Source organism: Rhizobium rhizogenes NBRC 13257, assembly GCF_000696095.1.
Classification (GTDB): domain Bacteria; phylum Pseudomonadota; class Alphaproteobacteria; order Rhizobiales; family Rhizobiaceae; genus Rhizobium; species Rhizobium rhizogenes.
Map to the genome: position 1 here is coordinate 407,447 of NZ_BAYX01000003.1, position 24,282 is coordinate 431,728.

The 24,282-nt window shown below is 55.0% G+C and carries 21 protein-coding genes and 1 pseudogene; 12 read left to right on the forward strand and 10 right to left on the reverse strand.

From position 1 onward, the window contains the following. Nucleotides 1-8: 8 nt before the first annotated feature. Nucleotides 9-233: a hypothetical protein gene (locus RRH01S_RS33405; protein WP_007689697.1), complete on the reverse strand. Its 225-nt coding sequence runs from the start codon at nt 231-233 to the stop codon at nt 9-11. Between the two features lie 582 nt (nt 234-815). Between RRH01S_RS33405 and RRH01S_RS08810 the strand changes: the two genes are divergently transcribed. Next, on the forward strand, nt 816-1,037 hold the full coding sequence (locus tag RRH01S_RS08810) for a hypothetical protein (RefSeq protein WP_007689698.1): 222 nt from the start codon (nt 816-818) through the stop codon (nt 1,035-1,037). Nucleotides 1,038-1,226: 189 nt separating this feature from the next. Continuing rightward, complete coding sequence (locus RRH01S_RS08815) at nt 1,227-1,691, forward strand: VOC family protein (RefSeq protein ID WP_012649402.1); 465 nt, start codon at nt 1,227-1,229, stop codon at nt 1,689-1,691. A gap of 28 nt (nt 1,692-1,719) precedes the next feature. On the opposite strand, the gene RRH01S_RS08820 is transcribed toward RRH01S_RS08815, so the two are convergent. Genes RRH01S_RS08820 through RRH01S_RS08845 form a run of 6 tightly spaced genes read right to left on the reverse strand, consistent with a single transcriptional unit; the run spans nt 1,720 to nt 8,419 of the window. After that, on the reverse strand, nt 1,720-2,058 hold the full coding sequence (locus RRH01S_RS08820; RefSeq protein ID WP_007689700.1) for a slr1659 superfamily regulator: 339 nt from the start codon (nt 2,056-2,058) through the stop codon (nt 1,720-1,722). Between the two features lie 18 nt (nt 2,059-2,076). Next, the gene (locus tag RRH01S_RS08825) at nt 2,077-2,631 is read right to left on the reverse strand and encodes a slr1658 superfamily regulator (RefSeq protein ID WP_007689701.1); all 555 of its coding nucleotides are present in this window, start codon (nt 2,629-2,631) and stop codon (nt 2,077-2,079) included. 4 nt (nt 2,632-2,635) lie between these two features. After that, nucleotides 2,636-4,996, reverse strand: a complete 2,361-nt coding sequence (locus RRH01S_RS08830; RefSeq protein ID WP_034522323.1) for a SpoIIE family protein phosphatase — start codon at nt 4,994-4,996, stop codon at nt 2,636-2,638. After that, entirely contained in the window at nt 4,993-6,168 is a 1,176-nt protein-coding gene (locus RRH01S_RS08835; RefSeq protein WP_007689703.1) for a class I SAM-dependent methyltransferase, read from the reverse strand. The genes RRH01S_RS08830 and RRH01S_RS08835 overlap by 4 nt, the downstream gene beginning before the upstream one ends. Continuing rightward, nucleotides 6,165-6,680 carry a hypothetical protein gene (locus RRH01S_RS08840; protein WP_012649405.1) on the reverse strand — a complete coding sequence of 172 codons (516 nt, stop codon included), beginning with the start codon at nt 6,678-6,680 and terminating at the stop codon, nt 6,165-6,167. The genes RRH01S_RS08835 and RRH01S_RS08840 overlap by 4 nt, the downstream gene beginning before the upstream one ends. A 35-nt stretch (nt 6,681-6,715) precedes the next feature. After that, a complete protein-coding gene (locus RRH01S_RS08845) occupies nt 6,716-8,419 on the reverse strand; it encodes a putative bifunctional diguanylate cyclase/phosphodiesterase (protein WP_042470970.1) in 1,704 nt (567 codons plus the stop codon). Nucleotides 8,420-9,181: 762 nt separating this feature from the next. On the opposite strand from RRH01S_RS08845, the gene RRH01S_RS08850 reads away from it, so the two are divergent. From RRH01S_RS08850 to RRH01S_RS08885, 8 genes are all read left to right on the forward strand, one after another. Beyond that, complete coding sequence (locus tag RRH01S_RS08850) at nt 9,182-10,312, forward strand: helix-turn-helix domain-containing protein (RefSeq protein WP_012649408.1); 1,131 nt, start codon at nt 9,182-9,184, stop codon at nt 10,310-10,312. Nucleotides 10,313-10,877: 565 nt separating this feature from the next. Then, complete coding sequence (locus RRH01S_RS08855; RefSeq protein WP_007689710.1) at nt 10,878-11,891, forward strand: UDP-glucuronic acid decarboxylase family protein; 1,014 nt, start codon at nt 10,878-10,880, stop codon at nt 11,889-11,891. Next, nucleotides 11,891-12,877, forward strand: coding sequence for a UDP-glucose 4-epimerase GalE (galE, locus tag RRH01S_RS08860; RefSeq protein ID WP_012649409.1), 987 nt, complete (start codon nt 11,891-11,893; stop codon nt 12,875-12,877). Before RRH01S_RS08855 ends, galE begins: the two co-directional genes overlap by 1 nt. Next, on the forward strand, nt 12,874-14,709 hold the full coding sequence (locus RRH01S_RS08865) for a glycosyltransferase family 2 protein (protein ID WP_042470973.1): 1,836 nt from the start codon (nt 12,874-12,876) through the stop codon (nt 14,707-14,709). Before galE ends, RRH01S_RS08865 begins: the two co-directional genes overlap by 4 nt. 33 nt (nt 14,710-14,742) lie before the next feature. Further along, nucleotides 14,743-16,164 (forward strand): UDP-glucose dehydrogenase family protein, encoded by a 1,422-nt coding sequence (locus tag RRH01S_RS08870; protein WP_037222635.1) that lies wholly within the window; start codon nt 14,743-14,745, stop codon nt 16,162-16,164. Next, a complete protein-coding gene (locus tag RRH01S_RS08875; protein ID WP_012649412.1) occupies nt 16,161-16,724 on the forward strand; it encodes a DUF995 domain-containing protein in 564 nt (187 codons plus the stop codon). The genes RRH01S_RS08870 and RRH01S_RS08875 overlap by 4 nt, the downstream gene beginning before the upstream one ends. Continuing rightward, nucleotides 16,721-17,668: a glycoside hydrolase family 26 protein gene (locus RRH01S_RS08880; RefSeq protein WP_012649413.1), complete on the forward strand. Its 948-nt coding sequence runs from the start codon at nt 16,721-16,723 to the stop codon at nt 17,666-17,668. The genes RRH01S_RS08875 and RRH01S_RS08880 overlap by 4 nt, the downstream gene beginning before the upstream one ends. A 33-nt stretch (nt 17,669-17,701) precedes the next feature. After that, on the forward strand, nt 17,702-18,202 hold the full coding sequence (locus tag RRH01S_RS08885) for a DUF995 domain-containing protein (protein WP_012649414.1): 501 nt from the start codon (nt 17,702-17,704) through the stop codon (nt 18,200-18,202). A 133-nt stretch (nt 18,203-18,335) separates the two neighbouring features. Here the strand turns inward: RRH01S_RS08885 and RRH01S_RS34165 are convergent, their stop codons facing one another. Then, nucleotides 18,336-18,656 (reverse strand): hypothetical protein, encoded by a 321-nt coding sequence (locus RRH01S_RS34165; RefSeq protein ID WP_131596064.1) that lies wholly within the window; start codon nt 18,654-18,656, stop codon nt 18,336-18,338. A 511-nt stretch (nt 18,657-19,167) separates the two neighbouring features. Between RRH01S_RS34165 and RRH01S_RS08895 the strand changes: the two genes are divergently transcribed. Next, nucleotides 19,168-20,298 (forward strand): helix-turn-helix domain-containing protein, encoded by a 1,131-nt coding sequence (locus tag RRH01S_RS08895; protein WP_012649415.1) that lies wholly within the window; start codon nt 19,168-19,170, stop codon nt 20,296-20,298. Between the two features lie 221 nt (nt 20,299-20,519). Beyond that, a pseudogene (locus tag RRH01S_RS33410) lies at nt 20,520-20,729 on the forward strand (IS66 family transposase); the annotation flags it as partial. Nucleotides 20,730-20,828: 99 nt separating this feature from the next. Here the strand turns inward: RRH01S_RS33410 and RRH01S_RS08900 are convergent. Together RRH01S_RS08900 and RRH01S_RS33140 are read right to left on the reverse strand one after the other, a co-directional pair. Continuing rightward, nucleotides 20,829-22,052, reverse strand: coding sequence for a polysaccharide biosynthesis/export family protein (locus tag RRH01S_RS08900; protein WP_012649417.1), 1,224 nt, complete (start codon nt 22,050-22,052; stop codon nt 20,829-20,831). Next, nucleotides 22,049-24,274: a family 16 glycosylhydrolase gene (locus RRH01S_RS33140; protein ID WP_049783236.1), complete on the reverse strand. Its 2,226-nt coding sequence runs from the start codon at nt 24,272-24,274 to the stop codon at nt 22,049-22,051. The genes RRH01S_RS08900 and RRH01S_RS33140 overlap by 4 nt, the downstream gene beginning before the upstream one ends. Between the last annotated feature and the right edge of the window lie 8 nt (nt 24,275-24,282).

Here is a 24,282-nt window from a genome sequence, read left to right on the forward strand (position 1 = left end):
CGGGTCGATCAGCGATTCACGTCTTCCTTACCGGAGTGACCTGGCACGCCATCTCCGCCGCCATTGCCAAACCCATTGTTGCCATTACCCGACTTGGCGATAGCCCCTGAAGTCATTGTAGTGGAGAGCAGGAAGGTCAAAACGGGCGGTGCCAAAGCGGCGTACTTTCCGCAACCTTCGACGAACTCGCGCCGGCTTGGGCCAACTTTTTCTCTTTGATCTTCTCTGTCCATAAAAACCTCCCCAAAACACGCGGGATGAAAGTATTTTCATCCCGTCTGAGCATAATTTATTCCTTGCAGGCAGTTTAATAAACGAGACTTACCACAATAAGTATACTGACACAGTATGTAGTTTCGTGCAATATCGCAATAAACATGTCCGTAACGGATTTAGAATATTAAACAATCGGCTTATTATGATTATAATTTCAGATATATTCTGAAGTGGAACGTAATTATGTTTCATAATGTCTTGTTAAAAGCCAAGATCATTATTTGAATGCAGATTCATGGCCAAATATTCCGAAGAATAATTAGTTATACAGACAGTCGCAGCGCATCCCTGGCATCTGGTGAGCTATGGATGAGCAGACCTAGCTTTGTGAAACAACTGACCACTTAGCGAATGGCGAAGGATCTTAGATCAGCAATTGCGAAAATGGACGCGGCTGCAAGTTTCCGGATGCACGGCTAACGACTCGCCACGCGTAAGCCCTTAAAAAAGAAGCACAATAGCAGAGCGGTCGACATGGACCGATTATATCACGAACGTGCAATGCGGCCCGATAGGGCGTTCTTTAAGGGGGAAATAAGATGGTATCTACTCGTTCGACAATACAGATCAGCAAGCCTCAACATTCTGCTAATGACGCGTATCGCGCAGTTGAGCGCGAGGAAGTGCTTGCTGTGGCTTTTCGAGATTTCGTGCATGCGACGCTTGTTGCAGGTTGGAAGGAGCCCGAGGTCGCGTTGACTTTGGCCGACATCGCCGACGACTACGTGATGGCTCTCGCCGGAAGGGTTACAGAAATCTAGTGATGCGTGAGCGTCCGCGCGCCAGAGTGGTGAGCGCAAGCGGATGCCGGTAACTCTTCGGCCAAGCCGCCGGCGGCGCCACTCGACAAGAAGGTGGCTCGCCGGCGGCATGACTTTTATCGGATAGCGGCCAAGTTCGTCGCAAGGCCTTGTTCTATCCAGGATTGCCGTACGAAGAAGGACAATACGATGAAGATCAGACAACATCTCTGGTTTCGACGCGATATGGAATCTGCGATCGAACTCTACACGTCGTTAATCCCAGGCTCCTCGATCGGCTGGATTTCGAACATTCCTGCCGACAACCCGAACGGGCCGGCCGGCTGCGTAAAAGTAGCGGGAATCACCCTTTGCAATCATTCTTACATGGCATTCGAAGCGGGGCCACTCGCACCGTTCGATCATGACTCCTCAATAACCGTCTTGTGTGAGACGCAGGCGGAGATTGAGAGCCTGTATGATACGTTGAAGGAGGGTGCCTCGACGGAGCAGGGCGGCATTTTGCAAGACCGCTGGGGCTTGCGCTGGAAAATCCTGCCTAGGCAGCTTGGCGATCGTGTACCGGCACCAGCCAAGACTGAGCATGTAGGCGAGGACCAACTCCATAAGGCGAAGTTCGATATCGCTGGGTTGGAAGCGACGGCAAAAGGCTGAACACCGCTTATGCGACGCTCGCAGCACCTCACGTCAGTCGCAGATCCAGGCTCGGGTGCAATTTCTTCAGATTCGGCAGTGATTTCATCTGCCAGGGGACCTGTGAGGAGCCGCGCACCGTCAGATGGAGATGCGGATGCTTGCGCGCCTCGATCGTGAGCTTGGCAAGCAGATTGATACCGGACGAATTCAAGAATTGCAGGCCGGTCAGATCGAAAACAGCCTTGCCACTCTTATCTTCAAGCGCTTTCATAGCCAGATTGTAAATCGGCGCATAGGCGTCAGGCCCCGCCAATCGCATGGTTCCATCAAAATAAACGGCAGTGCCTTCGGACCAAACGCGGAACGCTTCTTCTCTGATTTCCATGGCATTTCTCCCGCGGGTTTAGGACAGCGCAATTGCCATCGCAGCGTAAGTCTCAAGTTTCGTTCGTTTATGCGGACCGTCATCCTCGAAGCGCCAGGCGAGATGCGCTTGGTAGTCGCTCATGAGGGTCAATAATCCCAAACCAGACGTGTTGCCGCTTGCAGCAACACTTGCTTCGATCTGCTGAATGAGGAGTTCGCCCGGATCTCCTGTCGTCACACCCGACAGGAAGCGTTGAAATCTCACTGCCGTTTCCTCATCGACAAAGTTCGATACTCGCATTCTAAAGCTGTCGGTTTCCACCAGTGCCTCGATGACGATGTCGCCTTGCGTGCGAAACTTAATAGCATTCTCGATTAGCTCGTTCGTCAGATAACCAATATCATGCCTGACTACTTTATATCGCTGTATCGAAAGTCGACAGCTGAGTGCGATCATCTCCGCAATGAAATCTGATGTTATGGCAGAATGCTTCCAGGCAAGATGGAGCGGCCCGTCGAGGAGACGAAGCCGTAGCGCGTGGCTCGTGTCGAATGAGACAAGATGCTCTCTGCCGTAAAGTACAGTTGTCATGCTCTCACCTGTGCTTCATCACGACGAGCGTAATGTCATCGTGTATTTTTTGTGTGCTGATATAGCCCATCAGATGATCGAGAATCCCTTTCAGCACTTCTTCCGAGGTTCCGCCGTGCAGGCGTCGCGCATCTTCGCAAAGCCGTTCGAAACCAAATAACTCGCCGCTGGGATTTTCTGCCTCGGTGACACCGTCGGTGTGCAGAACGATCATATCACCCTTCTGAAAGGATATTTCCCGGGTCTCGATGAATGGTGATATGTCGGGCTCAAGACCGACAGGAAGGCCGAGATCGCCAGTATCGATACGCTCTAGCTCGCCGTTCCGGCGAACGACGATCATGTCCTCATGCTGGCCTGATACCGTTAAGCGTTCGCCATCGTAATCGAGAAAGGACAATGTCAGATGTTTATCGGTCTCCGTCCGCTCGATGTTCTTGAAGATCGCGCGGTTAAGGTCGGTCAGGAATTTCGCAGGGGTCATCTCGCCGGTCTCCTGCAGGGCACGGGCGATTGACTGTACCATGAGCATGAGCACGCCGCTCTCCAGCCCATGGCCTGTCACATCTCCGATACCTATCTTCAGATTGTTCCCGTTCTGCAAAACATCATAGTAGTCTCCGCCGACCTCATCGGCGGGGCGCATATAGGCGGCAATCTCCAAATGCTCGATTGCCATAAGCTCTTTAGCGCGCGGAAGGACCATGAGCTGTATTTGCCGCGCTACGTCCAATTCGGCACCAAGACGCGAGTTTTCGCTCTTCAGCTGACCATTGAGGACGGAGATCTCTTCCTTGGCCGCTTCGATCTCCGTAGTGCGCTCTACGACCAGTTTCTCAAGATTTTCAGTGTGGAAGCTGATCTCTTCCGCCATGCGGTTAAATGCGAAGCCCGCTTCAGCGACTTCATCCTTGGTTGGAATATCGACCCTTACAGAGTAATCCTTTGCCTGTATTCGTTTTGCGGCATCTGCCAACGCGCTGATGCCGCTCGTGATGCGCTTCGAGGCGGCAAACACAGCAGCCGTGACGATCATAAGTGACACGAGAACCGCGAGGATCTGATAGAGCAAGATGCGGTTGGTAGCGCGCGATATCTGGTCTTTGGCGGCTATCAGCGATGCATAGATCTCGCGCTCCGGCACGACGATGCCGAGTGACATGACCTCGCGCTGGACAGGGCCATTGACCCAGAGATTGGTCGGACGCAACTGTTTCACCACAACAAGGTAGGGAACATCTTCACCTTGCTCGTTAAGCGAAATGTGTTGGATGGCGCCATCGGCGTCGAGCGGCAAGGTCGAAATGGCCTTTTGCGTGCTGTTACGCAGAGAGCGGTCAAGACCGGTCACGCCCTTGTTGGCTAAATCACTCGCTGAGCGAAGGCCGATGATCTTTTCACCAACGGGATTGATGGCAACAACGTTTCCATTCGACATGGTCAAAAAACCGAAGCCGCTTTGGGCGACTTTCACGTTCTCAACGATCTCGGCGAGCTGATTGAGGGTAATATCAGCCCCCGCCGCGCCTGCCACGTTATGTCGATCGGCTGTCCAAAGTGGATGGAAGAAACTGACGATCTGTTTTCCTGTGATCGCGTCGGTATAGGGAGCGGTCTGCGTGATATCGTCGGCAACCGGTCGGGACGTGGGATTCAAGGCCCATTGCTGCCAGGATTCGTAGAGGCCGGGAAAGAAGAAATTCCAGAAGTCCGCACTGTTGTGGCCGGGATAGAGCCGATCGAATGTTTGCGCTTGCGCCGTGTATGGCGCAGTCCTGAAAAGCGGGCGCTCTTTCGGGCCGATATAGTACATCTGCAGCTTCGATGCGCCGTTATTGAGGAGAGACGGGGCAACAAGATCAAGCACAGCGCTCGTATCGATATCCGCCTGGACTTGCGGCAAGGGATGGTGGTCCTTGTCCAGCAAATAGCCCCACACGCTGACGACTGAAGGGGATCCGGGAAGATTTTGCGCCCATTGGCCGGTCGTGTCGTACGTTACGGTCACGGCGCCCGGGGAGGCCTTCGCCATAGCCGCACCTATGTCATTGTTCCGGGTCGGTTGATCGATCTGCCCCTGAAGCACACCTGTCAGTGCCTTAACGTCGGAGTGGACTTGATCGAGCAACAGAGCGACCTGGGAGGCGGTAGAGTTCGTGTAGGAGCGAATGTAGTCTTGGCTCGCTTTTTCGAGGCCTTCGCCGACCTCAGCGGTGGCATTGCGAGAAAGACGCTGAACGTTCCAAAGCGCCAGCCCCCCGCTGACAAGCAGGTCGAAGAGGACTGCTCCCCCGACCACGATCAGAAACTTGGCTCGAAACGAGCGCAGGCCGAGCCTTTGTTCTGTGATGGGCGACCACATCATAGCGGCTTCTGCCCTGATGCTGCCCAAATGGGCCAGCCGGCATAACCTCTTGGATGAAGAGCGGCGAAAATATGATCTGCGAAGCCCTGTTTGAAACGCTTGATGAACGCGGGTGAATCGCCCCGTTTGACCGCCATTTCGTCGGCGTAGACGTTTTGCCACGCCGCAATGATGTCAGCAAATTCCTGAGGGTCGCCATCGAGATTGGTCACCATGAAACTTTCCAATTTGACGGCCGTGAAGCCGGCATCCAGCAACATGCGACGGCCCTTTGGGCCCATTTCGACGTCCATGTCGAAATATTCGAAGAGCTTCGCGACCTCGTTGTATGTCCACTGGATGGTGTCAGCTCGTGGTTCGCCGAGACAATGAGAATTCTTCTCGTTGGTAATGTAGACCCTGCCGCCCGGTTTGCATATCCGATAGAGCTCTCGTAGCAACACATCCGGACGGTCGAAGATTTGCAGCGAGTGACGGCATGTCACAAAATCGAATTGATTGCTTTCGAACAGCATCTGCGATGCGTCGCCATAGGTGTATTCGATGTCTTGCACATCGAAATCTTCTGCCACCGTGCGTGCGTAGTCGAGACTTAACATGGAATGGTCGAGGGCAACGATTCTCGATGGCCGGAATTCCTTTCTTAACAGCATCGCGAAATCGCCTATGCCGCAGCAAATGTCGGCAATGATCATGCCTTCACGAAGCCCGTGACGCGGTAGGATCTCTCGCTCATGTCGCCAGGTCATCTTGGTTTGCGTCCTGAGGATCGGGATGAAGCTCTGGTTCTCAACGAATGTCTGACCGGGATAAAAAGCCGAGTCGTAGATCTCGACTGCAATATTCGGTGAAAGGTCGCTTAAGTGGTGAAACAACCGCGATGCCCATGCAACGACGCTTGAGGCGATCACCACAAGCTTAAGCTCCGGCCGCGAGCGGGAGGCATCGACCAATACGTGCGTTAAAGCGCGAAAAGCCGTATTGTTCATATGGGTCACACGCTTGAGATTGATGTAGAAAACGCCCTTGACGGTCTCGATTCCGTTTCTCAGCAACGCGAGGTCGTCGGCAAGCTCGGCCACAGAGTGTGGTCTGAGCACCCCCGCGAAAGAGAACTCCTGATTGTTGATGTCGAACCGTGCCGTGAAGCCGGCGGAAATATCCTGGCTCAATTAAGTAGCCTCTCGAGCGGCAGATCGACAATAAAGGTCAGGGCGCTAGTGCCCAGATCCCTGGCTTTTATGTCTGCATCGTAATTAACCGCCAGGCCGAACAAGATCGCTCGATCGGCGGGCGCTGCATCATTGGCAATGACATCGAGATAGCTTGCAAGCGCCTGCTCGCCTTGTAGTTCCTGAACGATTTCATGGTAGAATCGGCGCTTCTGGGGCGAACACGGAAAGGTCAGCTCTATGCGCTCCGTTTCGCGGTAGCGATAGAACCGGTAAACGAATTCGCCATCGTACTCATTCGAATGAAACGACATTTCCAAAAGCTCGTTGAGAGCCGATGAAAGCAGATTTGCGTGTCGGATGGGATCGCGGCGGTCATGGCTGACCATTCGGGCGACATAATTGGAGCATTGATCGCAATGCAACCAGTCCGCGGTAAAGGCGGCCATATTCATTTTCAGATCGAGGAGTGGCTCGAACCCAATATCCGTTGGCGTCTCTTTTATGTTCAATCGAGATCTCCTTGAGGAAATGGCCTTGCAAACGGTCAGGGTCCAGCGCGAACCCCGTCGAAGGAAACAGTTGGGTGTGTGCGGCTCCTTTGCGCTATGAAGTCGGCCAATCGGTCAGCGCCCATCGGTGGGCTGAGAAAATAGCCTTGCAAACGGTCGCAGCCCTCGCTCTGGAGCCACGTAGCTTGTTGCGCTGTCTCCACGCCCTCGGCCGTGACGCGCATATCCAGGCCGTGCGCCAAGGCAATGACGGAGCGGACAATGGTTTGGCTTTTGCCATCCCTCAGGAGATCCTTTATAAAATACTTGTCGATCTTGATGTTATCGAACGGAAAATTCTTGAGGTAGCTCAAGGACGAATACTCGGTCCCAAAATCATCGAGTGAAATCTGGATGCCGAGCACGTTGAGCGTGTTCAGCGTATCGAGATTGTTGATGGTGCGTTCCAGCAAGACGCTTTCGGTGATCTCAAGTTCCAGACGTTCGGAGGGGAACCCGACAACATCGAGCGTTTGCGCGACGCGGTCGGTAAAGCCCGGCGTCAGAAATTCGGCTGGCGACAGATTGACGGCTACGGTGTAGTGCACCGGCCATGTAAGCGCTTCGCGGCACGCTTGCTCAAGTATCCATTCGCCGATCTCGCTCATCAAACCATCGGCCTCTGCCATCGGGATAAAGGCTATTGGCGGAATGATCCCCAAACTGGGATGTCGCCAGCGCAATAGTGCCTCAAAGCCGACGACCGTAAACGGCGGCTCCACCAATGGCTGATACTCGAGGAAGAATTCATCGCGCTGGAGTGCCACACGTAAACTGCGTCGCAACAGTTCCCTTTGCTCCAACACCACAAGCATGCCTGGATCGAACGTTCGTGCCCGTCGGCGCCCATCCTTCTTGGCGGCATAGAGGGCGACGTCGGCAGCTTTCATCAACTGCTCCCCCTCATTACCGTCACGAGGTGCAATTGCTACCCCGATGCTTGCGCCGACGAACAGCGAGATGCCGTCAACGACGAACGGCTTCTTGAATTCGGCAACCAATGCCTCTGCCAGTCTTTCGGCCTCCATTGGCTGCTGCGCGGCGACCTGGATGATGGCGAACTCATCGCCGGCGAGACGGTATGCCACTTCATCGTGAGCAAGGGTTCGGCTTATCCTTTCGGCAGCAAGCCGAAGCACGATGTCACCGGCACCATGCCCCATGGTATCGTTGACGGGTTTGAAGTCGTCCAGATCGATCTGCATCAGCGCGAGACCTGCTTCGTCACCGGTCGGCAGAAGCCTGTCCAGCTCCTGGCTAAATTGGCGGCGATTGGGCAACCCAGTTAGAACGTCATGCGTGGCCTGATGGAGGAGCCGTGCCCGCTCCTGGTCTTCGGGTAATGTCGCTCTGTTGGTGCCGCTGCTGTCGATTTCGATAACAGCAAGACCGTCTCGAGTATGGAATAGCAGCAAATCTTGGCCTGCGGACATCGAGGGGTTGAGCCGTACACGTCGCGAATGCCCGGTATCGACCACGAACTGAACCAAGTCCGCGAACGCGGGATTTGCCAAAGAGGGATAGATCTCCCACAACGTCATGGCCGTCAGGGAAGCAGTGCCTGTCCGGTCCTTGAGCTCCTCCGAGCAGTCAATAAGCTTGAAATCCAGGCCCCAGAGCGAGAACAGCGCCTCAGGACGATCGTCAAATTCAGACTTTTGTGGAACCAGCAGCGGCCAATTCGCACGGTTTTCGGGCATGGGGCTAGTCTCCTCCCAACCTCAGCAGCCTATGTCGTATCAGAGCCTACGCGTCTTGTTGCAATCACAGCGAACGCGCCATTGCGCGTTTATTACTTTACACATGAGCGGCGCCTCATTCTCAATCAATATATTACAGGATGTTTGATTAGAAAATAGCCAATAAATGCGGCCACATATACTGCCAAAGGTTCGTTGCTCCGGAAGACGGACTGAGCATCATCATCGAAATATCCCTCAACGGTCCACTGCGACTTTTCAGACCCGGTCGGAACGGCGCTCCAATCTATAAAGTCTATAGTCTATGAAGGTGGGAGGGCGGCAACCTGTTGCTGCCTAGGCCTCTGCCAGGAAAGGCAAGCATTTTGTTCAAGAGGGGCTGGCATTTGCGGACGTCGCTGGATTTCGGCGGGACCACATGAGGCTTGCCAAGCTTGTCTTCCTTGGTCTCTGCGAGGTCGGTCCGCCCCGCACACCAAAGCCTATCTGGGCGGCATATCTCGTTCAACGTGTCAGTGTGTTCTGACATTGAAATGCAGCAAGATCCTGGATGTGCTGGAAGATGCCACAATCTCGGGAGGAAATTGCCTGGACATTAACCGGCAGCAGGGAGATACTTGAACTGTAGCCCGCTGTTAGCCGGAGTCGAAATGCCGCTAACGCGGCGAGCGTATTTGAGGGCCGGGCTCTGGAGAGGCCACATTGTCGGACTTTCGGCGCGAAGAACGAGCTGCAGCCAACGCTATCAAAGCCAAAGATGGCATGCGAAGCGAGGAAACTGCACCGCCGCATGGTGAGCGCCGTCGTTTCCCACGGCAGGCAGCAGCAACTGAAGAAGGGCAACCGGCTTCGTCGGCACTGAAGCCATTGCTGTTTTCCACGCGAGATCTGGCGCCGATAGATCAATTTGCTGCTTGGCAGGCCTATGTGGCCCCCCTGATGGACATTCAGCGTCCGGATGTTTCCTCCCAGGATACGGAGTTCGTTGCCGATCACGCGTCGTGGAATCTCGGAGGAATGCTGGTCGTCCAACAAAATGCACCTCCCCACAGCTACATGCGCTCGCAGGCGAAGGTGAGATCGGATCTCATCGACCATTGGCATGTCTCGATATTGCGCAACGGCCATATGTGGACTGAAGTCGATGGGCATGTCTCGGAGGGTGAGCCGGGAAATGTAGAGTTGCGATCCCTGGGGCACCCTTTTCGGGGTCGATCAACCCAGTCGCGGAGCCTGTCGCTTTATTTGCCTCGCGAACTATTTTTTGACATTCCCGGCTCCACGGAGATCAAGAACAACACCGCATTGTCCGGCACCTACACCAAATTGCTGATAGAATATCTGGACAGTCTCGAGGAAAACCTTTCACGCTTTGCCGCAAAGGATCTTCCCCATGTGGTACAGACGACGCGCGATATGATTTTGACCTGTGTTTCGTCGTCGGCCGTTGATGCGACTGTCTCGGAGCAGCACAGCAACTGGGCTTTGATGGAACGCATGCGGCGTCTCGTGCAGCGCAATTTGATGTCGCCCGATCTCACGACGGAGTGGCTATGTCGGGAACTCGGCGTTTCGCGCACCCGCCTCTACCAACTGCTCGAGCCGGATGGCGGAATTCATCACTACATTCAGCGGCGCCGTCTTCTGTCTGCTCATGCGGCCCTCAGCGATATCACCAATCGGCAGCAAATCGGCGATATTGCCTTTGCCGTTGGGTTTTCGTCTGCCGCCCACTTCAGCCGGGCCTTCAGCAAAGAATTTGGCTATAGTCCTCGTGAGGCACGGAACCTGACTGTTCCGCCTTATCTTGGGCATGTAGCTGCACCGACGTCTGAGATCGAAGATGATCACTCCTTCGACAAGTGGCTGAGAATGCTCGGCCATAGCCGCTAACCCGGGTTAGTCGACATCGGGCGGACTCTGGCATCGACATGTTGCAGTTCAAGCCGCGCCCACGCATGCGTTCAGCGGCTTGATCGGTGGGTTAATTTCCTCCTCACAAAGCGTCCGAGCACAATTGGCAACATTCGTTGTCGATTGCCGCTGCGCCGATTTTGATCCGCCAGGACTCCCGCGCCGTCAATGCCATCAGAATAACAGTAGCCGGGCTCCTAGTTCTCAACGCACCCGGCCAACAAAGGAGATCAATTTTCAGCGCGGTATCCGCTCAAGGGGAGATTAACTACAAAGTTTTTCCCGAGAACTACATAAATCACACGGATAATATTCGACTGTCTCCTGTATTTGTTTGTTTTAACTATGCCAATTTGAGAAAAATAATATGGACGAAATGTAAAGTTTTTGAATTCCCGGATAACGACAGTTAGAAGAAATATATTTAAGTTATAATTAGCGATGCAAAAATTGATTAACTATCGCTGACGCTAGAAGGCAAGAAGTTAAAAGTTCTTTTTGCCTGAATATGTTGAGCGTAAAACAAAATAGTGGGGAGAGTTTTATGAGCATGACCTTCAGATCTTCACATCTATCTCTGATGCATACCGCAAGACGCGTAATTCTTGTTGCCGGAGGCGCAGGATTTCTCGGATCGCATCTTTGTGAGCGTCTGTTACTTGAAGGTCACGAAGTGATCTGTGTGGACGATTTCTCGACGGGGCGGATGGAGAATATGCGGCATCTGCTGCGCTTCGATACTTTCAGTTTTATCCGCCATGATATTATCGGGTCGATCGATCTGCCCGTTGACGAGATTTACAATCTAGCTTGCCCGGCTTCACCGCAGCATTATCAGGCAGACCCGATCCATACCTTGAAAACATGCGTATTCGGATCGTTAAACCTTCTAGAGCTGGCCGCCCATCATCAGGCAAGGATATTCCAGGCTTCCACTTCGGAAATCTATGGAGATCCCCAGGTCCATCCGCAGCCTGAAGGCTATTGGGGCCATGTTAATTCCTTCGGTCCGCGCTCCTGCTATGATGAAGGCAAGCGTTCTGCAGAGACGCTTTTCTACGATTTCCATAAGAAATATGGCGTCGATATCAGAATTGCGCGCATCTTCAATACTTACGGGCCGCGCATGCGTCCTGACGATGGCCGCGTCGTTTCCAATTTCATCGTCCAAGCGCTCAAGGGGCAGGATATCACCATCTACGGCGATGGTTCGCAGACGCGCTCCTTCTGTTATGTCGATGATCTGATCGAGGGTTTCACTCGGCTGATGCGCAGCCAGCCGGCAATTCACACGCCGGTCAACCTTGGCAATCCGACCGAGTTTAGTATCCGCAATCTCGCGGAACAGGTCGTCGCGATGACGGGATCACCATCGAAAATTGTCTATCAGCCACTGCCGGTCGATGATCCTCGCCAGCGCCGACCCGATATTACGGTCGCAAAACGGGAATTGAAGTGGGAGCCGTCTGTCGCATTGGCGGACGGTCTGAAGTCGACGGTTTCCTATTTCGAACGTCAACTCGTTCGCCCCAATGGCGAGCTTGTCGAGGTGGCGTGATGTCCATGCGAAACATACTCGTCGTAGGTGGTGCCGGCTTCATCGGCAGCCACACCGCCAAGCTTTTGCGCAAGCAAGGCTATGAGCCGATTGTTTATGACAATCTCTCGACAGGCCATGAAGAGTCGGTACGCTGGGGTCCTCTTGAAAAGGGGGATATTCTCGACACGCAACGTCTCGTCGAGGTTCTCACAAAATACAGCCCTGATGCGGTGATACATTTCGCGGCCTCGGCCTATGTGGGTGAGTCCGTTGAAGATCCAGCGAAATACTACGCCAACAATGTGAACGGCACTCATTCGTTACTGGAAGCATGTCGCCGCTCGGGTACGGACAAGCTAATCTTCTCATCGAGCTGCGCGATCTACGGCATTCCGGATCATCTACCGATCCGCGAGCACCAGATCCCGCAGCCGATAAATCCTTACGGCAGAACAAAGCTGATTGCGGAACATATGCTTGCTGACTATTCGGCGGCCTACGGGCTGCATTATGCAGCACTCCGCTATTTCAACGCGTCAGGCGCCGATCCGGAGCAAGAACTCGGCGAGTGGCATGATCCTGAGACACATCTGATCCCTCGTGCACTGCTTGCCGCAAGCGGCTCTATCGACTTTCTTCAAGTCTACGGCGACGACTACGACACGCCGGACGGCACATGCATCCGCGACTACATCCATGTCATGGATCTTGCGCGCGCTCACATACTAGCCGTTGAATATCTGATGAGAGGTGGCGCCAATCTCGCCGTTAACCTGGGTACTGGCCACGGAACATCCATTAAGGAGATTCTGACCGCGATCAGGCGAATTTCCCGATGCCCGGTGCCGGTCGAAATGCGTGCCCGTCGGGCAGGCGATCCACCTGCGCTCTATGCAGCTTCGGGTCTTGCAGCCGAGAAACTCGGCTTTCAGCCTCTTTATTCAAACATTGAAACGATCATCCGAACTGCCGCTCCTTTCTTCGGATTGGAGGTGCACGAATGAGTGTGCGCGAGATACAAGCTCAAGCAATACGAGACGAACCGCTGATGGTGCCAGTCCTGGCCGGTTATCGGCGCGCTGAATATCTTGCCGGCACCGCTTTATGGCTTGCCGCGGTTGTCTACTTCTGGCGCTGGTGGTTTGTCCCCGCGCACCATGTTTATCTTGTCGGATCCATTTTGGTGACCTCGGTGCTGGCCTGGGTCACAATCATTCCGGTCTATTTTATTGTCGTCTTTTACCGCGCGCGGAAACCAGGCGGACGGCTGCGTTTGCCTGCCGGGGGCCGCGTGGCAATGGTGGTGACGAAGGCACCATCGGAGCCTTTCGAAATCGTGGCTAAGACATTGTCCGCCATGTTGGCGCAAAAAGTGCCGCACGACACCTGGCTTGCCGATGAAGATCCTTCGCCCGCGACACTGGACTGGTGCCACAAACAAGGCGTTCATGTTTCCACTCGTAAGGGTCGTGAGGATTATCACCGCCAGACATGGCCGCGCCGTACTCGTTGCAAGGAAGGCAATCTCGCCTTCTTTTATGATCACTATGGCTATGCGCGCTATGATTTCGTCGCTCAGCTTGATGCCGATCATGTGCCGGAACCTGACTATCTTTATCAGATGCTGCGTCCCTTCGCCGACCCGGCGGTTGGCTATGTCTCCGCGCCCAGCATATGTGACCATAACGCCCATGAAAGTTGGTCAGCGCGTGGTCGTCTCTATGCCGAAGCCAGCATGCATGGATCGCTGCAGGCAGGCTTCAATGGCGGGCTGGCACCGCTTTGCATCGGCTCGCACTACGCCGTTCGAACCGCAGCCCTCAAGGATATAGGTGGGCTTGGTCCTGAACTTGCCGAGGATCACTCGACCACGTTGATGATGAACGCGCACGGTTGGCGCGGTGTTCATGCACTCGACGCCATCGCTCATGGCGATGGTCCGCGCACCTTCACAGATCTCATTACGCAAGAGTTCCAATGGTCGCGCAGCCTGATGATGATTCTGCTGCAATATTCGCCGAAGCTGGTCGGACATCTGCCATTGCGGCTGAAGATGCAGTTCCTGTTCTCGCAGCTTTGGTACTGTCTCTTCTCGCTCTTCATGGCGTTGATGTTTTTTCTGCCCGTGGCCGCGCTTATAAGCGGAAGGATTTTCGTTGATGTGTCCTATCCTGACTTTCTGCTTCATTTCGTGCCACAGTCGGTGTTGCTGATCCTGCTTGCCTATCGGTGGCGCAAAACCGGCACCTTCCGGCCGATCGATGCCAAGATTCTCAGTTGGGAAATGACATTGTTTCTGTTCGCCCGCTGGCCGTGGGCACTTGCGGGAACTCTGGCGGCGATGCGCGACTGGGCAATGGGATCTTTCGTGGATTTTCGGGTCACGCCGAAGGGCACGTCTGATGTCGATCCACTCCCTTCCAGGGTTCTCGCGCCTTATATCTTGCTGTCGCTGATCTCAGTTCTGCCGGTACTGTTCGTCGCCAATGCCAGAGACACCGGCGGCTTCTACATTTTCGCCACGGTGAACGCAGCCATCTATACGCTGCTCGTCTTGGTTATCGTTCTGCAGCATGCTCGCGAAAACATCGTGTGCATGGCCAGCCGCTTTTATCGTCCGGCGCTCGCCGGAAGCCTGCTCACCCTGATCGTTTTGCCATGTGTTGCCACCATCGAGCGCGGCCGTAGCGGGATCGAGTCGCTGACCTGGGACACGAGCGGCTACACGCTGTTCGAATACCGTTTTTCGGTCGCAGGCGCCGGAATAGGCGGACATGACCTGCACAGGATCGTGTTCAATCCCCGTTGGCGCACGAGTGGCGCTAACACAAATTGATAACAGGAAAGGGCGCCATTGGCGCGAACGCAAATGAAAATAGCTGTTATCGGAACCGGATATGTAGGCTTGGTTAGCGGCACATGCTTTGCCGAATGGGGCAACACTGTTGTCTGTGTGGATAAAAATGCGCGGAAGATTGCAGACCTCCAGCAGGGCAGAATGCCGATCTACGAGCCCGAACTCGACGAATTGGTCGAGCGCAACTACGCCTCGGGACGGCTTGACTTCACCTGCAACCTGGCCGAGGCGGTAGACGGAGCCGCGGTCGTCTTCATAGCCGTCGGCACGCCGCCACGCGCCGATCATGGAGATGCGGACCTTTCCTTCGTCTATATGGCAGCGCGCGAACTTGCGCCGTTGATCGCGGACAACACGGTTGTGGTGGTCAAATCGACCGTGCCCGTCGGCACGGGGGACGTGGTGCAGAAGATCATCGGTTCTGTCCGCAAAGCCGGCACGTTCTCTGTTGCCTCCAATCCGGAATTCTTACGCGAAGGCGTCGCGGTCAGCGACTTCCTTGCGCCGGACCGCGTTGTGATCGGCGTCGAGGACGAGCGTGCGTCCAAGCGTCTTATCGAACTCTATGACGGTCCGATCGCGTCGCAGAACACGCCGGTTCTCATCACCATGCGGCGCACCTCGGAACTGATCAAATATGCCGCGAACGCATTTCTGGCGACCAAGATCACCTTCATCAATGAACTGGCCGATCTTTGCGAACAGGTGGGTAGCGACGTAAACGAGCTGGCGCTCGGCATTGGGCTCGACAAGCGTATTGGGACAAGCTTTCTCACCGCCGGGCCTGGCTATGGCGGCTCCTGTTTTCCAAAGGATACGCTGGCGCTTCTGCGGACAGCGCAGGATCATGGGGTAGCTCTTCGCATTGTGGAGGAGACCGTCAGCGCCAATGAGGCACGTAAGCGACGCATGGCGCTGAAAGTGATGGAAGCACTTGGCAACGACATAGACGGCCTGACCATCGCCATCTTCGGCCTCACGTTCAAACCCGATACCGACGACATGCGCGATGCGCCCTCTGTGCCACTCATAGAAGCGTTGCAACGTTTCGGCGGCCGCATCCGCGCCTATGACCCTGTCGGCATGGAGAATGCTGCGAAAATCCTCAACGACGTCGAATTCTGTGACGACCCCTATGAATGCGCGAGAGGCGCCGCCGCCGTTGTCGTCATCACGGAATGGGAAACCATCAAGAAGATCGATCTGGCTCAACTCAAGCAGAACATGCGTCAGCCAATTCTCATAGATCTTAGAAACGCTTTGAATGCCGATGCGGCCGAACAGCTTGGGTTTCGCGTTTCATCCATCGGCCGGTCGGCCAGGACAGAGAGCGATATTCAAAACACCGCGAGGCGGAGGAACAGTACCCTACGGGCGGTCAACATAACAACGGCAAAAGCTGCCTCGGTTGCTGTGCGGGAGGAACAAAAATGACGCCATCGAACAACAAAACCACCCACCTTGCTTGTGCGACAGCGCTGGCCTTCGCCACTGCGTTCGGGCTTGCCGCGTCGAGCAATGCCGCCGCCGCCAAGGTCGATGTCAAGCTGCCTACAAGCGCCCGGCCCATGACGGCGGGTGAACTCTATGTGCTTTATCGTGACAAGACTTGGCAGTGGTCCGATGGCGCGGGACGAATGCAGGATGCAGATCGCCGGTTTTTCGCCTGGATCGATGGAGCAGGAGGTCAGTCCTGGGCCGAGGGCCGTTGGACAGTAACCGATACGGGTCGCCTATGTTTCGTGGCGGCTTGGCATGCGACAAACGGCAAGTTCCCGGCAAAAACCTGCTTTGTCCATCAAATTAGCAATGGAACCATCTACCAAAGGCATGAGCCGGATGGGTCCTGGTTCGTATTTCGTCATGCCGTCGCCCAAAAAGCCGATGAGGCGGAGAAGCTGGTCGCTGATGACCTGGTTTCGCAGCGACTAGATGTCGTGAAAGCCACCTTGAGCGCGGGCAAAACCGAGCAGAAGAAGGAGACACTCCAATGAAAACCATATCCAAACTGACGGCAGCTATGCTTTGCACTGCCGCTATTTGCGGAGCAGCTTACACTGCCAGTGATGTTCTGGAGGCAAAGGCCGAGAACCAAAGCCTGTTCCATGATAAGAGGCCGATCATCACCCCGCAATCGCTTGCTTCGGGTGCCTATGATCCGAATGGGGATTTTGCCAACGACCATAATCCCAAGATCGAGCATCTCTTCCTAGCCTGGGAAGATGTCGATCTCGCAACTCTCAGCACGGCGGATGCTTATGCGCGCACCCGCGGGCGCGCATTGCTGATTACGATTGAGCCCTGGTCCTGGGCGCGCGACTGGCGCGTTGCGCCCGAGGATCTTTTGAGCGGGATTCTAGCCGGTCGCTACGATGCCAACATGGCAGCGGTGTGTTCGGCGGCAGCTAAGCTCCAGAGCCCAGTTACCATCCGCTGGGCCCAGGAAATGGATGAAAAGAACGGGCAGTTCACTTGGGCTTACTGGAAACCAGAAGGCTATGTGAAGGCCTATCGGCATGCCATCACGGTCTGCCGCCAATATCTTCCATCCGCAAAATATATGTGGTCCCCAATGGGGAAGGAGGGACTTGAAGCCTACTACCCCGGCGATCGATATGTTGATGTCGTCGGTCTTTCGGTCTTCGGCTACCAACCATTCGATCAGAAAAAAATCGGACGGGACTCAACTTTTGTGGAAGCGACCAAGCCGGGCTACGACCGCGTTAAGGCCTTTGGAAAGCCGATCGTCATCGCCGAACTGGGCTATCAGGGGAATGACGCTTACAATCGCGCCTGGGCTGAAGAAGCCGCCAAGCCGCATGCCGAATTCCCGGACATGACAGCGGTCGTATATTTCAACGACCGTGAAGTCTATCCGTGGCCGGATGGCTTGGGTCGGCCGGATTGGCGTGTTGTTGCCAGCCCCCTCGTGAACTGATCACCGCAGTAAACAGCTGAAGTGGAAACAAAAATGTCTTCGTTCCGTTTCGTCATTTTGAATGCTGCGCTTGCGACGTTGCTGTTATTCGGGACAGCCAGTGCAGCAACACAACAACAGGCCGATCGGGTGATCGCCCGCGCGGCCAGTAAGGCAATGCCAATGAGCGCCGTCGAAGTACGTAGGCTCTATGTTGGGCGCTCGTGGGTATGGAAAAATGGTGCGGGTTTTTTCTCGAAGAACCGGAATCATTTCATCGCATGGTCGCATACAGGTGCCCAAAAGTCTTACGCAAAGGGCCGCTGGTATACGTCCAACAGGGGTAAACTCTGCATGAATGCCCTTTGGCATAGCAGGAAATTTGCCACACAGAATGTCTCCTGCTTTATGCATCGTGAGAAAGCAGGGGTCATCTATCAGAAACGGGCATCGGGCGGAAAATGGTATGTGTTCCGGCACAATCCGCTCAAGCATGATGATGAGGTCCGCAAACTGCGGCGGGGTGACTATGTCAGCAAACACCTGCCCGGTTGAAAATCGGACGCTGGAATAGGGGCTATAGCGAAGTGCGGAAGCGAATTGTCTATCATCAATTCGTGCAACCGCTGTCTAAGATAGCAGCCCCTATTTCCGTCTCTTGAACGATCCGCAAGAGCCTATATTTGCATCAAAATGTATTGCGCGCACGACAGTGCGATGTTCTTCCAAATCCGCTTGGCGTGCAAATATAGGGTGCACCCTTGAAATACTCCTCTGCGGAAACATTGACTTTCGCTGCGCGCGGGTTCCCGTTGTAGAAGAACGTGTGATTTCTCTCATATTTTTTCATATATAATTCTATGGTTTTCTTTTCCGGTCGCTTCAAATCAGCTGCATTTACGCTGCCAAGTAGAGTTGTGGAAATTGCCAGCGCGCCGAAAGAAGCTAGTGCCAATTTTAATAGGCGATGATTAGGGCGCTCACTATATATGTGTCGATTCAACTTCATCAGTTACTTCCTGTGATTGTTGCTCTGTGTCATTTATGGCGAAAATTGTTTAATTTTTCGTCATAAGTTGCTTGATAATATTAAGGATTTCTGCTTAATTATTTGTTGCAATTTCAGGCCAAGGTCTGCAACAATGCCATCCTTAAGGGCGTTCATTTTGCGTAACTTGCGATCGCTGCCCAGAACCTTCGGTCGGGCGCCTTTTGTTTTCGCGAACTTGTCTGCCGATGCGTTGCCTTCAGGCAGAACGCACTTCTCAAAATACAACACGGTAGCTTTCCACGTGTTTCTCTGCCCCTTTCTAAGGGGGCCATGCAATCAGATTCAGGCCATTTTTGGGTGTTCCGATACCGATTTAGGTATCCGGGAAAGGAACTGTTCTCTACGCCAAGATTATTTTCCGCCCTAACTGTCTGGTCTCGCTCATGTATTGGATGCTTATTCAGTACTTGGAGAGCATACGGTAATTAAGACTGGACAACTTTCAGCGTACTATTGAAAGGCCGTCACAATGATGTGGAGCAAAGCTGATGTTTCTTCAGAACAGCCAACGTTTGTAGAAAGACGTCGGTGGCCGCGTATATCCCAGGTGCCGCTCTGTAGCGGAACCCAAGGCGTGCCGCAGCTGGTGTCCCTGCCGTTTTCGACTCGAGATCTGGGCTCGGATCAACAGTTTCCTGCGTGGCAGGATCGCATGGCGCCGCTCATAGATATGCGCTTGCCGGAGAATGCAAAAGTTGATGACTGTTTTCCGGTCAATCAAACCGTCTGGAATCTTGAAGGGGTGCTGCTTATCCAGCAAGCCACACCGGCTTTCAGCTACGAGCGCTCGGCCGAGAAAGTACGCTTTAGCTCCGTAGATCACTGGCAGATTACGTTCCTGCGCACCGGAAGAACATGGACTGGCGTCAATGGGCGGGTTGCGGAAAACGAGCCTGGCATGATGGAAATCCGCACACTCGGTTATCCTTTTTACGGACGTACTCTGAGCGCGGAATCGGTCACCCTGATCCTGCCTTATGATCTGTTTGCCGATCGAGGCGGATTGCCGGGCGCTAGCAACAATGTTGTTTTCAGCGGTGCGCGCGTGAAGCTTCTCTCCGATTACGTCGCCTTCCTCGAGGCGAATCTTGATCGTTTAACAAGGGATGATCTGCAGGGTGTAAGAAGCCAACTTCGGGAGATGGTGTACCATTGCGTCGCGCCGCTTATGGATTGCCATATGGTCAACGACCAAACTTCGCAGATCGGACTGATGACTCGAGCCCGGCGCTTTATCCAAAACAATCTGGGTTCGGAGGATCTGACGCCTGAAACTTTGAGCCGTGAACTGGCGATTTCGCGCACCCGACTCTATGAGCTATTCCAAACATCGGGTGGCGTTTTGAACTATATCCGCAAAAGACGGCTTTTGGCGGCCCGCTCGGCGATTGCCGATCCTGCCAATAACCGAAAAATTATCGATATCGCTAGCAAATTTGGTTTCGATTCTGCGGCTAATTTCAGCCGCGCATTCACCCATGAATTCGGCTATAGCCCCAGCGAAGTGCGCAAGCATATGGGAGAGCTCAGGATCGAACACCCGCCACATACGGAGGAGCTGCCGACCTTCGATAGCTGGCTGAGCACACTTGGCCTTTGACGACCCATGGAGGCGATCGCCTTCTGGTTCGGGCAGTCCGCTTCGAACTCACGAATGGGTTGGGGTCGAGGGTTCAAATCCCTTCGCGTGCTTTATGTCATTGGCATTCCATCAAGAGCCGGCGCGGCGTCGGGGCTAGCGCCAATCGCGCGAAGATGCCGCAGCATGGTCGCCAACCACAATCCCATTCAGCTCCGTTCGAAGTGAGGCTACGTTGGCTGCATGGCGGCTACCGCCCGTTTGCTGCCAAGAACACTGTCTCGCTGGCTTTCTGCTGGTCGCATGTTTGTCGGCGTTTTTACGAACTGGCCGCTGCCAGACCCGCACCCATTGCCACCGAGCCGCTACGGCGCATTGCCGAGCTCTACAGAAGCGAAGACGAGATACGCGGCCGGACACAAGATGATCGTTGTGCCATCAGACAGGACCGTGAGTATCGCGTGCAGACGTCAAAGATAATGATCGACATCGCAACGCTCAATCGGCTCGTAGCAGGTTAATTCCCAAACACGCTCTAAGTTTACGATGCCCTACTGGCTGTTCGGGGACATCACCATCTGTTCGGGCCGGATCGTGACTTCGAGAACATCGTCGGGCCGGAGCGGGGTGTCTTCCTGAGCGGCAATCTGCATCGTTTGCTCACCGTTCTTACGGTAGATGACAAGCGATGGGCCGCCCTCACCGCCGCGCATCTGCGCCTTGACCGCACCTGTATAGAGCAGCTTCTCACTTGAGGCGCGAATCCTGCCCGCAAGTTTCGCGATCTCGATCGAGGTATCACGCAAGGCGTCGTTCAGCTGCGTGTTGTGTTGTTCGTCCTGAACTTCGATGTTGCGGGCAAGCTCGTCCCTGTCGTGCTCAGCCTGCACAAGCCTTGCCTCGGTGTCGCCCTGCTGGCTGCGAATTTCGGCGAGCGACCGGCGTTCGTCATCGACCCGGTTGGCCATGACGAGGCCCTTGGATGCGGATATATTCATCCGGTCGACGGCACCCTGTTGAAGTGTGATGCTTTCCTCGTTCCGCTCCTGCCTATCCTGAAGCGCCTTTATGGTGCCTTCAGCATTTTTCACGGAAATCTGCAGGAATGTGCGCTGTTTTGCATAATTGGCGAGACGCATCTTCAGGTCGCTTTCTTCGAAGGAAGCGATTTCGTCCAGCGTCTTGCGCTGCAGCGGCGCGGAATAAATACTGGTAAGGTCGATGTCAGGCGTCCTGTTCAGTTCTGCCCTCAAGCTGATGGCACGCGCCTTCTGCCGGGCGAGGTCGATCCAGAGGCTCTCGTTTTCACTCTTGAGATCCGGAGCGGTCATCAGGGGATTTTCGGTTCGGAAGCGCAAGGCGTCGTAGCCGCCGGCAAGCGCGATAGCATGCCTGACGGTCAATCCCGGCCGATAGGGCACGGCGCCCGGACGCGACACGTCGCCTGAAATATAGAAAGGCCGGAGCTCGACTATTTCCACGGAAACGTCGGCGGACTGGATCCGCCCGTCTTTCGTCAGGCCATCGGTCAGCGCCACGCGCAGATCGTGGATCGTTAGACCTTCACCGTGTAGTTCGCCCAGAAACGGGACGGAGATGTTGCCATCGATATTGACGGTCACGCGACGCGCGAAGTCGGCGACACCGAATACGCTGAGCTGCAGAATGTCGCCGGGACCGAGCTTGTAGGCATCTCGCTCGTCAGAAAAGCCTTTTTGAGGCAACAGCGAAAGCGCGGCGACAATGCTGAGCGCCGAAAGACTGATGATCTTCATTGTGTGATCCCCTTTTCTTGAACTGCGTTATCAACCTCGGGCTGTTTCACCTGTATCCAGTCGACGAGAAGATTTGCTGGCAGGTGCGTCGATGCGTCCGGAGATCCGGGCCACGAACCGCCGACAGCCAGATTGACGAGAAGGTACATCGGCTTGTGCATGTCCGGCGGTGTCGGGGTCGAGAAGATGATCTGGTCGTCCAGAGACCAGACGAGGCTATCCTTCGTCCAGGTGACACCATAGACATGGAAATTGTCGGACAGATCGGCGGTGACAAGCTCCGTGCCTTTTTGCGCCGATCGCGCACCGGCTGGAATGTGAAGGCTGCTGTGCGCGGTTACGTGCAGCCTGCGTGTATCCTGACCAAGTACCTCGAAAACGTCGATTTCCGGTGGCCATGTTTTGTCCGCGGGAAGCAGCCAGAATGCCGGCCACAAGCCTTTTCCACTTGGCATCCGGGCACGAATCTCCACTCGACCATAGGTGAACGAAAAGCGGCCAGCCGTCGTTAGCATGCCCGAGGCATATTCAAATCCTGCCGTGTGAATACGAAGGCTTTCGGGAATTTTCGACGCGCGTATAGCCAGAATGCCGTTGTCGATCGTGAATGGCGCCAGCGCCTGCACGGCGGCATTGTCGCCACTCGGTCGCGGATCGACATAATATTGCATTTCCCTGTTGCTGGCATTGTTGCGCGCCCCCCATGGGTAGAGAGGTTTCCATGTTCCCTTGCCGCCAGCTCGAAAGTCCAGCGTTGAAAAGTCGTCCTTGAAGATCGTCTTCCAGCCGGCGACGGAGGTCTGCGCAGGCTCCTGCTTGACGGCGGCCGCCTGTGCCGAGCCGAGGAAAGCCAGAAACGCCAGCGTGGCTGCTGCTATTCCCTGTAAGCTGACGATCCGCCATGACGCAGTCACCGTCAGCATGCCCAGCCGGCACATCAACGCGACCATTGCGGCCAGCATCAGCAGACTGGCTGCGACATTGCCCCAGGCCTGTCCATCAATGCCCGCCAGACTGTTGCCGATTGTCATCGTGACCAACAGCGTGCCGAAGCCGACGGCGAACAGTTTCATGGAATCCAGGCCCGGTGATTGAGACCGCACGATGATCATAGGCACGATCCAGACCATGGCGCCCAATGATACGCAGGAAACCGCGAGAGCGATCGTTGCAGGCACGGCTTCCGTATAGGCGGGGAAGATCGCGGCAATCACACGATCGCTGACGAAGACCGCGCAAAGGGCGACAAGACTGAGCGCGAGCGTGACGACGAAGACCTCCCTCTCGACGACAGCTGAATCTTTTTGGAGCGATTGGCCACTCATGCGCGCCAGCATCTTCGGATAGCGGACCTGTGCGATGGCCGCCATGATGCCGAGCCCGATCATGGCTAGGCTCGCTCCAAAGGACAGCAGCCCGAGATCGTGCGGTGAAGACAGAACCGACGATATCCATCTGTTGGCGCTGAGATAGAAGGTCCATGACGCGTTGAAGGCGAAAAGCGGCAAGGCGGCTTGTGCCATCGAGGCAAGGGGCGGGCGTTTCTTCAGCCGAGGCAGCGGACGGGCCAGCAGCACCGCACAAAGCGTGTAATAGATCGCGACCGCGGCAAACGAACCGTCGACCCCACCCAGGACTAGACCCGCCAGACGCGGCACGGTCATGGCAATCTGCAGAATGAGCGCCAAGACAGTGAATTCCCAGACCTTCGACGCGGCGCGAAACAGAGTTGCCGGCCCATTGGCAATCATGCCCATGATGCCGCCGGTGATGGCGAATGTTGCTCCGAGAATTGGCAGATCCACCCCAAACCCGTCGACGAGCAGCACAACGGAAATGCTGGCCGCCAGGGCGATCGCCCCAACGATCCAGAGCGTGACGAGGATCTCGAGACCGGCGTGTTCGGCAATTGCGTTCGACTTCCCCGGAATTCGCTTGTCAGCCAGTTGTGACATCCCGAGATCGGCGCGGCTGGCATAGGTAAACAGGCTGGTGAGAAGGGCGAAAGTCCCGAATTGGACAGGATCGAGCAAGCGGGCTGCCATCAGGGTTGTGCCGCTGCCGAGCATGGTCAGCAGTAAAGTACCAACAGCGTATGTAATCGGCCAACCGAACCAGGCGAGATGAGGCGACATTCGTAACCGGTGAAACACGGCCGGCACATGGCTGGTGGCGAAGCCGGAGATATCCGGCGTGGTATCTGTGTCGAAGGCGGTCGTCATGATGCCAC